The organism is Chryseotalea sp., from assembly GCF_057350905.1.
In genome coordinates, this window is the sequence record NZ_JBMRCF010000015.1 from 256,392 (window position 1) to 272,795 (window position 16,404).

At 41.9% G+C, this 16,404-nt stretch carries 8 protein-coding genes; 2 read left to right on the top strand and 6 right to left on the bottom strand.

Features of this window, described 5'->3' with window-relative positions:
• Positions 1 to 21 precede the first annotated feature (21 nt).
• Genes ACO1XM_RS17475 through ACO1XM_RS17495 form a run of 5 tightly spaced genes read right to left on the bottom strand, consistent with a single transcriptional unit; the run spans position 22 to position 6,820 of the window.
• A complete protein-coding gene (locus ACO1XM_RS17475; RefSeq protein WP_486231365.1) occupies positions 22 to 1,671 on the bottom strand; it encodes a hypothetical protein in 1,650 nt (549 codons plus the stop codon).
• A 12-nt stretch (positions 1,672 to 1,683) separates the two neighbouring features.
• On the bottom strand, positions 1,684 to 4,713 hold the full coding sequence (locus tag ACO1XM_RS17480) for a tetratricopeptide repeat protein (protein ID WP_486231367.1): 3,030 nt from the start codon (positions 4,711 to 4,713) through the stop codon (positions 1,684 to 1,686).
• 56 nt (positions 4,714 to 4,769) lie between these two features.
• Positions 4,770 to 5,792: a DNA polymerase III subunit delta gene (holA, locus tag ACO1XM_RS17485; protein WP_486231369.1), complete on the bottom strand. Its 1,023-nt coding sequence runs from the start codon at positions 5,790 to 5,792 to the stop codon at positions 4,770 to 4,772.
• On the bottom strand, positions 5,792 to 6,352 hold the full coding sequence (locus ACO1XM_RS17490) for a rhomboid family intramembrane serine protease (RefSeq protein ID WP_486231371.1): 561 nt from the start codon (positions 6,350 to 6,352) through the stop codon (positions 5,792 to 5,794). Before ACO1XM_RS17490 ends, holA begins: the two co-directional genes overlap by 1 nt.
• Positions 6,353 to 6,355: 3 nt before the next feature.
• Positions 6,356 to 6,820, bottom strand: a complete 465-nt coding sequence (locus ACO1XM_RS17495; RefSeq protein ID WP_486231373.1) for a hypothetical protein — start codon at positions 6,818 to 6,820, stop codon at positions 6,356 to 6,358.
• 99 nt (positions 6,821 to 6,919) lie between these two features.
• Here ACO1XM_RS17495 and ACO1XM_RS17500 point away from each other — a divergent pair, with 99 nt between their 5' ends.
• Complete coding sequence (locus ACO1XM_RS17500) at positions 6,920 to 8,281, top strand: sigma-54-dependent transcriptional regulator (RefSeq protein ID WP_486231375.1); 1,362 nt, start codon at positions 6,920 to 6,922, stop codon at positions 8,279 to 8,281.
• Between the two features lie 2 nt (positions 8,282 to 8,283).
• Positions 8,284 to 10,203, top strand: a complete 1,920-nt coding sequence (locus ACO1XM_RS17505; protein ID WP_486231377.1) for a PAS domain-containing hybrid sensor histidine kinase/response regulator — start codon at positions 8,284 to 8,286, stop codon at positions 10,201 to 10,203.
• 9 nt (positions 10,204 to 10,212) lie between these two features.
• On the opposite strand, the gene ACO1XM_RS17510 is transcribed toward ACO1XM_RS17505, so the two are convergent.
• Complete coding sequence (locus ACO1XM_RS17510) at positions 10,213 to 16,380, bottom strand: PKD-like domain-containing protein (RefSeq protein WP_486231379.1); 6,168 nt, start codon at positions 16,378 to 16,380, stop codon at positions 10,213 to 10,215.
• Positions 16,381 to 16,404: the final 24 nt, after the last annotated feature.

The following is a 16,404-nucleotide window of genomic DNA, read 5'->3' on the forward strand; positions in this document are numbered from 1 at the left end:
TTCATACGCATCATGCAAAAATCAGAAGCTCCAGCTGAAACCAGCCCTTACCTGTGCCCCTCTAACGGGGTAGTTCAGGTAGAGATTATAATCGCTTGAAAGCAGGTTGGCACCTTGAATAAAAAGGAGTAATTTATCTGATGCAAAATACTCTGCACGAAGCGAAAGGTCAATGGCCGGATCGAGCGTTACGGCTTTTGCTTCAGTAAAATCATAGGCTTTCATACCACCCAACAATGTAAGGCCTCCTGATAATTTCAACTTCTGAAAGAAATTATAGCTGCTTTGCAATGTAACTTTATAGGTTGGCCTGTGCCAGGCAGCGGCTAAAGTATCGGTTACGTAATTAAACCAATCGGCACGCAAAGAAATCACAGAGCGACTGGAGACAGCGTGATCTATAATACCATAAAAATTAATACGCTCCGTAGCCCTATCATCATAACTCAGCGAAAACTTAGCCTGATCTGTAGGATCATTGGTGTAGAAATAGAGATTATGCAAGGAAGCTATGGAAGCACCAGCTTCTGCTTTGAAATTCTTTGCGAGGGCGGCTTCTAACGCGGCCTCCAAAACAAAGGCTTCGTTCGTATGCTGTATTAACACATTGGGTGCGAGCCAGGGATTTTCGGTACTCAGGGTGTGTAATGAAACCGAACGCATTTGGCCTGACAATGATGCTTTGGCGAGTACACCTTTAGTCAGTTCATATCGGGCATGTGCTTTCGGATAAAAATGAAAATCTTTATCCAAGGTATCATTTTCATAAGCAATACCGAAACCAACGTCAATCATTAACCTGTCTATGGGATTAATGGTGTATAACATTTCTGCCTGAAATAAACTGCGAGGCTTTGCTTCTACCAATGCGTCCTGTCTGCTGATTAACTGGTAACTGGCATTTGTAATTATCTTTCTAGTTGGTTGAAGCGAGTAGGCAGATGAAAAAGCAAGATTGACATCTGATTCGCGTGCCTCATAGGCATCTTGTATATAGCCAAAGCCACCTTTTAAATCATATACAAACTTGCTCTTCGATCCATTAGCTATGGTTGCGCCCAGTGAAAAACGATCGAAATGCTGGCGTATATCATCTGATTCAATTTCTACTGGGGGATCTTGCGGATAGCCGTAGAAATGCCAGAATGATCTATTGAAAGAAAGATACGCGTCTGTCTTAAATGTATTGCCAAAGGAGGCTCCAAATAGCGAAAAGCCATAGACACCATTGCCTGAGTTTCTGTCATCGACAGGTCCCTTAGCCCATACATCTACCAAAGCACTTGCGCCCACCAATTGTTTGGCATTGCGTGGCGATGTATAGTAAGCTTCCAGGTACGGTGAGGCGAAATTTCCATAGCCAGCACTGAAGTAGCCTCGTTTCGCCTCTGGTTCACTCTCTTTTTTCAGTTTGAGTGGTTTTACAACAAGGTTTGCAAGGGGCAACTGAACGTCCAGCGGTCTAAAGCTATAGGTGATGGGTGGTGAAATCGGCTCTGATGCATGCGGTGCTATTTTGGAAAATTTGCGTTCAGCCTCCGGCAAAGCAATTTTTCTTTCTTTAACAATTTCTATCTCTACGTTCTCCAGCTCTCCTGTTGTTTGGGCAATTGCCTGAAAGCTGAAACCCAGGAACACACTTACAACTATATTAATGAAGATAATTTTCATGTTGCTCATTTCTTAATTGTCAGTTTTAACACTGTCTTGCACCACTTTAGCAGCTTCCTGCTTTTCAATTTCTTTAAGCTTATTGGCTGCTTCCATTTTAATAGTCTCAATAGGAAAATTATCTACCAGTGATTGCAAGGTTGCTTTAGCCTGAAAAAGATCTTCTTTAGCCAGAAAGTTATCGGCCAGTAATAAAAATGATTTACCTACCCATGCATCATAGGCGGCAAAATCATTGTTCAGGCTCATTAGTGTTTCAATACTCTGTTTATAATCTTTGCGTAAAAAGAAGATTGTGCCCAGTAAGTACTTGGCCTCAGCACCATATTCATCTCTTGCTGCATTCAGCGTATTTAGGAATTCATCTTCGGCAGCGTCATAATCGCCTTTTGCCATAGCTGATTTACCGAGATAGAGTGAAGCCTTATTTTCTGCACCCGCATTTATGGCAGCACGCTCTATAATTTGCCTCGCATAATAATCGGAGGAATCGTACTGACCTAATAAATAAAAAGATTCCATGATGCCAGAAAGTGCAGAATAGAGATCTTTTTTATTTACAGCAAAGCGCTCGAAATAATGATAGTGAGGTACTGCTTCTTCGTACTTTGCCAGTTTAAATGAAACATCTGCCAGTCTTGCAGCCACCCTGGCTGCGAATTGAAAAGTGGTATACTGTTTTAGTTCTGTATAAACCGGATAGGCTTTATCCCACTCGCGAAGGCGGTAGTGAGATTCAGCCACATAGTAATTCGCTTCTGTCTTCAATACACTTTGCGTGTAGGTACTATTAAAGCCCTGTAAAGCAACAATGGCTTTTGCATATTGCTCATTAAAATATAATTTCTTAGCCGTTTCAAACTCCAGTTTCTCCAAGCCTTTGCTATCAGGGCTTGCCTTTTTAACAGCAGCAAGGTATTGATCAAATTCTGCCGAACGACCCGTTAAATCAAGTGCCTCCTGCAAGGGTAATAAAACCTCTTGCGCCATGGCATGTGTTGGATATAAACTGATTAGTTTTGAATAATCATCAACTGTATTGTTATAATTCTTCAAATTGAAGTAAGAGGCTGCTCTGCGTGCATAAGCATAAGGGACATAGGCAGAGGTGGGTTCCGCTTTAATCAGCTGAGACAAGGCTTCAATTGCTTTTTGATAGGCACCTTGTTCAATATCAAATTGTGCTTTTTGATAAAGCGCCTCTGCCAGATATGATGATGTCGGATAATTGGTGATTAATAAATTAAACTGATTGCCCGATGCTTCATAGTTGCGTTGCATACCATAAATAAGCCCTGCCTGTAAATAGGCGTAGTCCATATCATTACCTTTTGCTTCTTTATATCGGTTGTAAAAAGATAGGGCTTCTTCAAAACTTCTGGCTATAAAATGACAATCAGCCAACCTTAACAAACCATCGGCATGGTTGGGAGTTTGCTTATTCGACTTGTTAATAAATTCTCTGAAGCTGTTTAAGGCTCTGGCGTGTTCCTTTTGATTGTATTGGACATACCCTAATCCGTAATAAGCTTGCTGCAACAGAATTAAATCCCCTGCTCCGTTTTTTATACTTTGCTGATAGAAGGGTTCAGCTTCTGCATACTTCTTCTGGATAGAGAGTGCTTCACCATTCCAAAATGCAGCTCTTTGCACATATTTCTCATCACGCGGATAGGACAACGATTTAGTAAAATGGTTGATCGCCTCATTGTACTCATTTTTATTAAAATACTCTGAGCCTTTTAGAAAGGTTGCCTTCTGGTAAGCTTGCTCTATTGCCGGACTTTTACGTGGTAAGCCCTGTATATATTCGATTGCTTTATTGTAATTATTACCATTAACATAAGCTTGTGCTAGCAACTCTTTAGTTTCGTTCTCAAAGTCTCCTTGTGGAAAGGCTTTCAGATAATATTCAAATTCAAAAATGGCTTTGTCAGCTTGTTCCTGATCATACAGCACTTTCGCAAAATTAAACTGTGCCTGTTCTGCCAATGTTTTGTCGGTAGCTTTTCTGGCACGATCAAAAGCATTAATGGCGTAGGCCTTCTCGCCAGTTTTAAGGTAAACGATACCCAATTGATAAGAAGCTGCAAATGAAATTTGCTCTGTAGTATTCGCGGCCAGTTCTAAAAGACGCACCGCTTCTTTTTGATTACCCGCCTTGTCATTGCAGATACCGGCACGATACCAGATAGCAGGATCTCCAAGACTCTTATCTGTAAGTGATTGATTGTATTGATCCGCTGCTTTCAAGTACTCGCCTTTGGCATAATACGACTCTGCCACAAGCAAACGAAGCTCTCTCAGGTTTTTGATTGACTCATTCTCTCCAAGTTTTTCGGCATAACTCAATAATTCATCGTACTGCCCCAGTCTATAATAGACGCTGGCTATCAGGTAGGGAACTATCGTTTTATAGGCATCATTTGTTTCTGCTTTCTTTAAATCGATAAGTGCTGCATCATATTTTTCTTCAGAAAAAGCAATAAAGCCCGCATAATAATTGGCGGCTGCTGTGTAGGCGTGCTCACTGAATTTTACCTGATTAAAATAGAGCTGTGCATCTGTAAGCTTGCGTTCACTAAAGTAGCTGTAGCCATACTGAAACTTACCCTGCATCTGCTGCTCGGCCGGAAGTTTAACAAAATCAACTTCAGAAAAATAACTGATGGCTTTGCTGTATTTCTGCGCCTGATAGAAATACTGAGCTAATTGAAGTTTTGCCGGATTTGCACGGGGGTGTGTTTTGTAAGTATCGATAAAGGCTAAGGTCACGGCCTCTGCATCTTTATTGCCCAAGGTTAAAGCTGCACTGGCCTCACCATAAGCAGCCTCACCCCGTCTTGAATCAAGAGGTCCCGCGCTTTTTAAAAAATTCTGGTAAGCAATCCGGGCAGCGCCATAATTGCCTTGTTCCATCAATTCGTTGGCTTTAACAAACAAATGGTCCGCATTACTTTCTGAATACGCACTTTGTGCTACTGCATCATTCAGTACTGTAAGACTAAGGATAAGGAGCCCTAAGGCAAAAAATAGTTTCATGCTGAAATATTGTTTGAGTCTGTATTGCATGCGCTGCTTGTTCTTACCTGACATCTTTAACTCAATAGTTTATACACTAATTCGCGTAATATCTGACCTTCGTCTGCCGAACCTGAATCTACCCCTTTCAACTTCAGATCAGCTTCCTTTAAAAACGAAATATTCTGCATTATCTTATCCTGAGGGAAAATTCTCAAAGCCTGACTGTAGTCACGTGCTGCATAAGGGCTTATCTTCAACACACTTACCAGGCCCTTATCGCTTTTATCGCCAGCCTGTGAAGCTGCCAGGAGTTTACTAAAGAAGGAGAATAAAAAGGCTACAATGGGTATCACAGGGTTCTTCTTCGTGTTTTTCTCAAAGTAGTTAACGATGCGATTGGCTTGAAGGGTATTCCGACTAACCACCGCCCGCTGCAATTCAAAGATATTATACTCTTTGCTGATGCCAACCTGCATCATTACGTGCTCGGCTGTTATACCACCGGCAGGTATGCCACCGATAATTAACTTATCAAACTCATTGGCCAGGCGATTTAGGTCATTGCCAATGTATTCGCAGAAAACCTGAACAGCCCTGTCATCAATGGTCACGCCTTGTTGCGCAGCATAGGCACTTACAAACTCAGGAAGCTGGTTGTCATACAGCTTTTTGGTGGTGACAGCCAAGGCGAGCTTTTCTATATTCTTGCCCAGTTCCTTGCGTTTATCAAGGGCTTTATTCTTATGGGCAAAAACCAATACCGTGCTGGGCACTACATTCTGCAAATAGTTGAGCAGGAGTTTGCCGCCTGTTTCGTTGTTAATGTCCTGAATATCCTGTGCTTCCTTTACGATTACCACTTGCCTTTCGGCCATCATCGGAAACCTGCGGGCATGGGTAAGAATGGTTGCCATGTTTACATCTTTGCCATAGACTACCACCTGATTAAAACCCTTTTCAGCTTCAGCGAGTACGTTTTTCTCGATATAGTCAGAAATCAGATCAATAAAATAGCTCTCCTCTCCTTGCAAGAAATAAACAGGAGCATACTTTTTTGCTTTTAAGTCACTTAGTATTTTCGATACTTGAGCATCCATTATCCAACACGTCTTTTATTGCGAAAATCAATTGCTGTATACAATCCCACCAATGCGCCTGCAAAGTGCGCTTCCCAGGAGATGTTCGGATCTGTGGGCAAAATGCCATAAAATACGCCTCCATACATGAGCACAGTAATGATTGATATCAGCAATGACATAAAGTCTCTTCTAAAAATGCCAAAGAAAATCAAAAAAAAGGCAAGACCATACACTATGCCGCTTGCCCCGATATGATTTGCCGGTCTGGCAAATAACCACACGCAAAGATTTGTCCAAAAATATGAACGCAAAAAAACAGTTTGGCCGATACGCCCATAAAAGTAGAAAAGCATCGTGCCCAGAAACAAGAGTGGAAAGGTGTTGGAGAGCAGGTGAAAGAAGTTGCCATGCAACATAGGGGCAAAAAGAATTCCTGATAAACCACCCACAGTTCTCGGAATGATACCTAAAAGCGTAAGATTGAGCTGATACAGGGCATTCAGCATAAAGACCAGCCACATAACAAAGACTAAACGCAGGGGAATGGCAGCACTACCCAATAACGTATTTTGCGCCATGAATTAACTAACCTTGGGGTTTTGAATCATCTTCAACTGTATATACTTGGCCTCTTCGGCATCAATTGCCTTCAAACCCAGCAGTCCACCGGACGAAGATGCAATGCCCTCGGCAATATCTTTCAGGGCAGCATAATACTCAATAGCAAAATTTGAAGGTAATCTGGTCCACAGACGGTTAAGTTCGCTTAGCTCTGACACAATCAGCGGATTGCGTTGAGTCGATTCATAAGGGTAGCTTTGAATCAATATCTTCAACTTATCTTCAAAATCCTGCGATAGTTCTTTAAAAAAGGCACTTAGCACACCTGCCTTCTTGTGTTTCTTTTCGGCAATGCTAATGGCACCTTTGATTTCCTTCTTATCAATGTTACCATCTGCCCCGGCTATTAGTATACAAACCAGAAAAGGCGCCTTCAGTACCAGTTCGGTCTCCGTATCGTTCAGTTTGTCAAAGTCTCGTATCATACCAATCAGCTGTTTAAAGTTGTAGAATAAAAGACTCTTTTTAAACTTTTAACTGTAAAAAAAACTGATTTACTTGAAGGAGTAAATAAACGAGCGCTGATGTACGAAAAAGACCCCGTTAAAATCTTTGTAGTAGAAGATGATCCGGCTTACAGTAAATTCCTGAAATATGTGCTTGGTCTCAATCCAGACTTTGATGTTGAGTACTTTACCTCTGGAAAAGAATGCATCCAAAACCTGCATAAGAACCCCACCATCATTACGCTGGACTATTCCTTACCGGATATGCCGGGTGAAAAAGTACTTCAGGAGATACTCCAGGTAATTCCAGAAGCTCAGGTAATCATTGTATCGGCACAGGAAAAAATCAGTACTGCCGTAGATCTGATGAAAGCCGGGGCGTACTATTACATACCAAAAGATACTGACGCAAAAGACAGACTTTTATATACCATTAAGAACGCCCGCGAGAAAGTATCACAACTCAAGGAGATTGTCCATTTAAGAAAAGAGATCTCCGAAAAGTACGATTTTGAGAAGAGCATTATTGGTAGCAGTACCTCCATCAAGAAAATCTTTGATATGATGGAGAAAGCCGTGAAGACTAACATCTCTATCTCAATTACTGGTGAAACTGGAACAGGTAAAGAACTGATTGCTAAAGCAATACACTATAGCAGCAAACGTAAAAGTAAAGCCTTTGTAGCTGTTAATATTGCTGCAATACCCAGAGACCTTATTGAAAGCGAACTCTTTGGCCATGAGAAAGGCGCCTTTACCGGTGCTATTACCAGGCGTATTGGTAAGTTTGAAGAAGCTGATGGAGGAACCATTTTTCTGGATGAAATCGGTGAAATGGACCCTAACCTACAAGCCAAACTACTGAGGGTGTTGCAGGAAAGAGAGGTTGTTAGAATTGGTGGTAATCAGGTGGTAAAGCTGGATGTTCGCATCATTGCTGCTACCCACAGAGATTTATCGTTGGAAGTGAAGGAGAATAGATTCAGAGAAGATTTATACTATCGTCTGCTAGGCCTCCCTATTCATCTTCCGCCACTTCGCGAGCGAGGTAATGATGTGATTATTATTGCCAAGCATTTTCTGGATCAGTTCTCGAAAGAGAATCAGCTGCCTAAGTTTAAGATAACACAGGAGGCACAAGAAAAATTACTGCAATACCATTTTCCAGGTAATGTTCGTGAATTGAAGTCGGTTATCGAGCTTGCCGCAGTAATGGCTGAAGGTCAGGAGGTTCGCCCTCAAGACATAACCTTTACTAGCAGCAAAGGTATTGACTCACTTCTTAATCAGGAGATGAAAATGGAGGAGTACATGTACAGAATCATACGCCATTACCTGAATAGGTATGACAATGATGTACTGGAGGTAGCCAGAAGACTTGACATTGGCAAGTCTTCTATCTACCGCTACCTCAAAGACATGGAGGCAGCTGGCATCTAAGCATGAAGAACTTAGAGCAATACGTTCGCAAGGGCAGCTTCTACAAAAGTGTAGTAGACGATGGTTCTGATATCATTTTTATTGTAGACTTTGAAGGGATAATACTCTACCACAATAATGCTGTAAGAAAAACCCTGGGTTACAGGGCTAACAGTCTGGTGGGTAAACACTTTTTTGATTTTGTGCTACCCGAAAGTCAGGATGAATTTCTAAAAAGCTTTAAACAGATCCAACGCAAAGCCTATTCGCAAAAAATAGAATTTCAGTTTTTATGTAAAGATCGTAGTTACCGCTTTCTTGAGTTTAATGCCATTAACCTGAAAAATCAGGAAAACCTGAATGGGCTTATTCTCGACTGTCGGGATATTACTCAAAGAAAAGAAGATGCCGCAGAACTGATACGCTTACAAAAAGCGAAAGAACAATTTCTGGCCAATATTAGTCATGAGATCCGAACTCCTATTAATGGCATTGCTGGCCTGGCAAACCTGCTCCACCAAAACCTGCAGTCAGAAGACCTGAGTGCCTATTTAAATGCCATACAACACTCTGCTGAAAACCTGAAAGTTATCATCAATGATATTCTCGATTTATCAGCCATAGAATCAGGAAAGTTGAAACTCGAAAAAATTGGTTTTAACCTACACGACCTTTTACCTCCCCTTATCAATACATTTTCTTATCAGGCTAAAGAGAAGAAAATTGTACTTAATTATGACATCGATCCTAAGCTCAATACTATACTTTTAGGCGATCCTGTTCGTCTTAATCAGATACTGATCAATCTGATTGGCAATGCTGTAAAGTTTACCAACAATGGAACCATTACGGTAAGATGCACAGCAGATCTTATGCAACGCAATGTCTGCTGGGTAAGATTAGAAGTGATTGATACCGGTGTAGGGATTGCACAGGAAAAACTCAATACTATTTTCGAAAGCTTTAGTCAGGCAGATGCCAGTGTTACCAGACGATATGGTGGAACGGGTTTGGGATTAACCATTGTACGCCAACTTGTTGAATTACAAAATGGCAAAATCACAGTAGAAAGCACAGAACACAAAGGCTCAACTTTCAGGGTGATAATGCCCTATGCCGTTGGAAAGGCCAGTAACCTTAAGCAGGCCAGCAGTGAAACCATAACCAGTGAGCAACACCCTGGAAAGAGTATGCGGGTACTCTTGGTTGAGGACAACGATATCAACCGACTGTATGCCAAGAGTATTTTAAAAAACTGGCAAAGCGAAACAGAGACAGCTGAAAATGGATTAGTCGCCATTGAAAAACTTAAGAGTGGTTGGTTTGATGTAGTACTGATGGATGTACAGATGCCGGTTATGGATGGGTATGAAACCACCAAGGCTATCCGGCAAATGCCTGCTCCCAAAAGTAAGGTACCCATTATCGCCCTGACCGCCAACGCAACCAAAAGTGATGCCGATAAATGTCTGGCGGCCGGGATGGACGATTTTTTACCCAAACCTTTTACACCCGATGATCTTTACAGGAAGCTCTTCATTGAATTGAAAATTATTCCAAACAAAGAAGCATATCAGAAAGAAAGTAAAGACAAGAACCAGGGCTTTATCTATTACGATTTAAACTACCTGCGAGGTGTTTCGGGCAACAACCCCGAGTTTATGCGCGATATGATTGAGACCTTTATCAGCTCCATCCCTCCTATTCTTGATGATATGGCAGCCAATGCCATGATTGAGCATTGGGAAAAAGTGGGCAACCTGGCACATCAAATCAAGCCTTCTTTTATTTTAATGGGTGCTGGTATCCTGAAAGAACAGGTAATCGATATTGAAAAGCGCGCCAAGACCAAAACCAATACCGGCACATTAAAAAAGGCCATCGACCAATTCAGGGAAAAATGCCTGAGCGCAGTCGACAGCCTCTCGAACGAACTTATCTGATCACTTAACTTATTGTCTGTTCACGATCACCAGTTTCTTATAGTGTAGGGGTTCACCTTTTGTACCAAACACCATAAAGTAAACACCATCGGCCAATTGTTCTGTGACGATCTCTTTTGGAGCAAAGAATTCTCTCTCCAGCATTCCATTCATTACCTGAACACCCTGTTGGTTAATAATCTTCCACTCATATTGTTGAGACAAGATACCTTCCGCATACAAATTAACTTTATTGGATGCCGGGTTAGGGTACATTTGGATTTCTTCCAGTTCAGTCTTGACAAAGTCTTCTTCCAAACCTACAGGCAACAACGGTACTTTAGGCTTAGCCACCTTTTGTATTACCGTCTGATAGATTTCTCTTGTATTTCTGTTCTGAACAAAGGCTACAACCCAGAGGCTATCCGTTTCTTGGAATTGTGTGCGTAAATCCACAGTGCCTTCTCGCACCGTAGGACTAGCACCAAGTCCTCCCCAAACCCATGGCTGATTGATGGTGATGCCGCCACTACCGGATAACATCTGACGGACAACATTTTTAAACATTACATTTTCAACCGGGCTTTCCTGCGCTCTTACACCAGACTCGTATAATACTACAAAGACGTTTACGGCTTCATTAAAATTAACTGATACAGAGTCTATGTATGTAAGACTGGTTTTAAATTCAATTTTATCCTGATCGTTATTGTTATTATCTAATTCTAGTTTCAGATCAAACTTCGGTGCTAATAACGCTTCTCTGTTAATTACCTGCGTATTGATCCTTGAGAATAGACCATTAAAATTAGTATTGTACGGATTGAAATCACCAACACTATAATTACCCAATGCACCATTCATGATTGTAAATGGAGGTGTCTCAACACCATAGAAGAAACTACGTACTGAAGGGTCTGCAGGATTATTCAAACTAAATTCATCACTTGCATTCGGATTAGCTATGTGATATTGAAGCTTCAGGAAGTTAGACTGGCCATTTCTTCCAATTGTGTCCAATGCATAAGCAGCATCAATTTCGTTATTGAAATTGACGAGCGTGGTCGTGTTATTGGTAAAATGTTCCAACAATACAAGTTTCTGCTTATCACCAATATAAATGTTATCAAATGCAAAGCCGTTATTCTCACGATCAGAAGGGTTATTGCTTCCAAAGGCAATGCGGAACACCACCTTATCTCTTTGCGTTGCTGGTATTTCATCCAGACTGTAGCGGGCATTTTGCCAACCACCAGAAGTGCCACTCCATCCGAACCGGCTGAAAGTCTGACCGCCAGGATTTCCTGTAATGGTTGAACTCTTATACCAGTTAACGCCATTACCGTCATCATTACCTAAAACAATCCAGGTAACGCCTTCATCTATTGAGTATTGAAGCACGGCACCATCAAGTTGCTCATTGGTATCTATCCAGAAGTCGAGAGAAATCATTGGCTTGGTAAGACCACTCAGATTTAAACAAGGACCAATAACCACTGAGTTATCGATATTCTGATATTCGCGCATATACCATGCGTTGTTTATTGCATTATCAATCGTTTCACCATCAGGCACACCAAAATTCCAACTGGTTAGTGTTACATTTTCTAATGTGCTGTTAGTAGGGAACCAGGTTCCTTGACCGCTTCGGAAATCTTCACGATATCCTGTACTTGCCAATTGTTGTGCATCACCCGATGTCAGGATAAATGCATTTTTTGTCAACGAAGCAGAGCAGCCTTCCTCTGTTTTCACAGTAAGGGTTATGTTATAAGCCTGTGCGGGTCCTGCAGGGAACATGTGATGAGGATTCCACGGTGTATTGACATTTACTGTATCGCCCAATGTAAGCGGTTCTTTATTCAGTATTGTCATATCACCAAAATCCCAATTAACAGCCAGGGCTTTACTGATACCTGTTTCTGAGTTATTGGTGAACTCAGTAACATCACCACTACATACCTTAGACCAGTTAAAGTCAACCAAAGGTGGTTGACCAACCTGAACTGCTATTGTCGTATCAGAGAAGCACTGTTGGTTCGTTCTTACCCTAAGAGATATATTATAGAATCTTGATTGGTTAAAGCTATACACTGGATTTTCGGCAACGCTTGTGTTACCATTATCATCAAAATTCCAATTGTACTCAACTATTGCAGCACCTGTTTGGTTGTTAATTATATCAGACGCTCTTCCTACAAACTGAACATCATCACTAATACAACCATCTATTGATGCCAGAAGGTCTGCATTATTATTAATATCACCACCTGCAACCAATCCTCTTATCCTCGCTTGTGGTGCTGAATAAACATAGACCTCTCTGGTTATTGAGTTTGTTGCATTAAATTCATTGGTGTAGGTATAGGTAATAAAGTACGAACCACCCGCCAGTCCATTTGTTCTCAGGAAATAACGCAACCCCACTTGTGAAATAATCCCTGCTGTAGTTGAAGAGAAGAATGCATTGACAGGCGCTACCGGTGGTGTGTTCACCAACGGATCCCCTATAAGTTCGATATCACCAGTTTCTGCACAAATGGTTACCAGGTTTTGATTTACCTCTACTGCTCCCTTATTGTCTTCGAATCGGAAGGCAACTGTTGTAATCGGGTTAACAATAGTATTTCTGGAGAAAATGCTGGTACATGAAGTTACAGGATTAATGTAGGTGTAAGTAATCTTATTGATACTTCCAACATCAGCGAACTCTGGTGAGAAGATAGTTGTACCCGCAGTAATACCGGGTCCGGTAAACACACCACCACTTGGGTTTGGTAATAATGTTACTGGTGGTTGATTTTCCGCATATACAGCATCAAGGCCGAAGAATATAATTTCCGTTGTATCATTTACTATTACCGTCACTTCATCGAATACAGAAGTACATGGTCCACCCCCATCGGGGTCATCCGTTGTTAATCTGAATGTAAGCACCTGACTAAGCCCATTAAACTCCGTGTTGCTTAATGAATAGGCTGTTGATTCTGCTGAAGCATTCGCAAATGTACCTGATCCACCCGTCCAGTTAATTACAGATGTTGCGCCCGACTTAGTACCATTTAACACCAACGGCTCATCTTCGCAGACCTCAAAATCCGGACCGGCTGTAATTCTTGCTGCCTGATTAATGGTAACCACTACATCATCAGTTGCTACCAAACAAGGTCCTGAACCATCAGGGTCATTGGTTGTAATTCTAAACTGAAGCGCTGTTGATACATCACTTAATGCAGGTATATAGGTAGCCGATACCGTGTTCAGCGTAATACTGCTTACCGTTAACGTTCCATCTCCATCAAGCACCGACCATGAACCACCCGTAGCACTTCCGCTTAATGTACTTGATAATACAAAATCAGTAGGTTCACACAATGTATAATCGAGTGGTGCCGTAACACGGGCTTGTCTGTTTACTGCAATCACCAGCTGATCAGTTACAATTGGACAAGGTCCCGCTCCATCAGGATCATTTGACGTCAATAACAATGTTACACTATTGCCAATATCAGCAGGAGCAACTGTATAGATGTCATTTAAACCGCTACCCGTAACCGAACCAAAACCCTGCCCACCGACCACAGACCATGTGCCAACGGTAGCGCTACCAGCAAGAGAGCCAGTGATGGCTATATCTGATGGTTCGCAAACTGCAAAGTCAAGGCCTGCATTTACAATAGCTTTAGGATTCACTGTTGCGGTATAAACAGCTGAAGGACCGAAGCAACCATTCGCAGCAGGTGTGATTGTATAGGAAACCACCCCGCCAACATTATCTGTTATTAATGTCTGATTGATAGATGAGCCATCTCCATTGGATTGTCCTGAAATTACACCTGTATTAGACGTTGTCCAGGCATAGGTTGTGCCAGGAATATTCTGTGGCGCAGCACTAAGGTTAAACAAAGCGACTGATTCGCTGCAGATAATCACATTTGAGGTTGTAACAGATGGCAGTGGCTTAACCGTGACTACATAATCACGTGAAGTTCCAGCACAACCATTTACTATCGGTGTAAGTGTATACGTTACTATTCCATTTACATTACTAATATTAAGTGGAGTATTTGTTATCGCACCCGATCCGGAAGATGAAACAGTAGCTCCATTAATTTCACTTGTAAAGACCGCTGTCCAGTTTATTGTAGACGCAGGATCTGTTGTTGCTGTAAAGTTTAACGATTCACCACTACAAATCTCTCTCGTTAAAAGTGTTGAAGCCGTGGTAATGACAGGCCGAGGTTTTACTATTACACTAACGTTCTGACTAGCGCTCGGTAAGCAAGTTCCAACCAAAGCTTCAAATGTATAGTTTACTGTTGCAGAACTATTTGTGGTATTTATCAGCAAATCCTCAACAACTTGTGCGTTTTCAAAAATAGCACCTGCCACCAGTGTTCCGCTTGCTGTACCATAGTTCACTGATATTAAACGAATTCTTGCTCCTGACACAGGTGTTGTTAAGGCAATATTTGTTTTCTCATTTGAGCATATCGATAAACTATTATTAACTAAACTAAATGCAGGTCTTGGTAACACGCGAACAGTTACAATTTGTGTCTGAGGACTAATCGGACAAATTGGTGTTGTTAATGGCGTAGTCACATTGAATGTGTAAACCACATTAATCGGAGCATTCGTATTATTAGTCAGTGTTTCCGCTAACACATTTGTATTTGTAAATGTAGTCGTCCCTGCCACCACCGTGCCGCCAGTCACTGCGCCATAATTAACACTTACAACATTTATACGATGCCCTGTAGTCGGACTGGTAAATGCTAGATTAGTTGCAGTTCCACTACATATCTCCGCTGTAGAATTCACAACATTAAAGGTGGGACTAGGATTGACAGTAACTGTAATATTAATTGGTGTTCCTATACAACCATTCGCACTCGGTGTAATGGTGTAAACAACATTACCTGAATTTATTCCATCAGCCGATGTCAATAATTGACTAATCACATTGCCTGATCCTGCATTGGCACCACTTACATTTGTGCTTACCTGAGTCCATGAATAGGATGTTCCTGCTACACTGTTTGGATTGGATATGGCGATGCCAGTTGTAGAACCACTGCAAATGCTAACTCCACTGGCTGATGCTGTAGGTATTGGGTTAACATTAACGGTTACTGTACGGGATGCACTATAGCATCCGTTTGCCACAGCGCGAACTGTATACACAACTACACCTGATGTATTAGCTGTTGGTGACAGGGATAGCGCTGTATTAATTGCTCCCGCAGCTACCGGAACCGCCTGATCTGCCGCACCAGTCACATTTGTTGATGCCACTGTCCATACATATTGAGTGCCTGTAACGGTATTCGGATTACTCAATGCGATAGCAGGCGTTTCACCATTACAAATAGTGAGGGTTGTATTATTCACTGCCAGCGTTGGGTTTGGATTTACGGTTATTGTTGCTATGATTGTTAATCCGTCACAACCATTTGCACGAGGGGTAATTGTATAGGTAGCTGTGCCTGAGGTATTGCCCGTAGTGCTACTCAATACCTGGTTAATTGCATTGCCACTACCCGCACTTGCTCCTGTTATATTACTTGTTGCCACTGTCCAGCTGTAAGTTGTGCCCGCAACTGCGTTAGGATTTGTTAACGCTATGCTTGTTGTCTCTCCACTGCAAATTGTTTGAGTAGCTGGAGTTGCCAATGCTGTTGGTATCGGATTAACTGTTACCACAACTACTAAAGGATTTCCTTGACAAGTATTAGCTATTGGTGTAATGGTATACGTTGCTGTACCCGGAATTGAACTTGTCGTACTTAAAGTTTGTGCTATCGGCCCCGCTGAAGATGTTAGTTGGTTACTTCCACCGCTCACACCACTTTCTACTACTGTCCAAGTATATTGTGTGCCCAGCACACCATTAGGATTTGATAATACAATATTCGTTGTACTTCCACTGCAGATTACTGCGCTGTTGGCACTAACATTCGGAATAGGGTTCACTGTCACCACTACATCCTGTGTCGCTCCTGTGCAGCCATTGTAAATCGGGGTGATCGTGATCGTTGCCGTCTGTACACTGCTGCCATTATTCACGGCCGTGAAAGAGGCGATGTTGCCAACGCCACTGCCCGCAAGGCCTATGCTTGTATTACTGTTGATCCAGCTGTAGCTCGTAGCAGTACCACTGAAAGTGATCGCAGTTACCGCTGCCCCTGCACACACAGTCTCATCTGATGGATTGTTAAC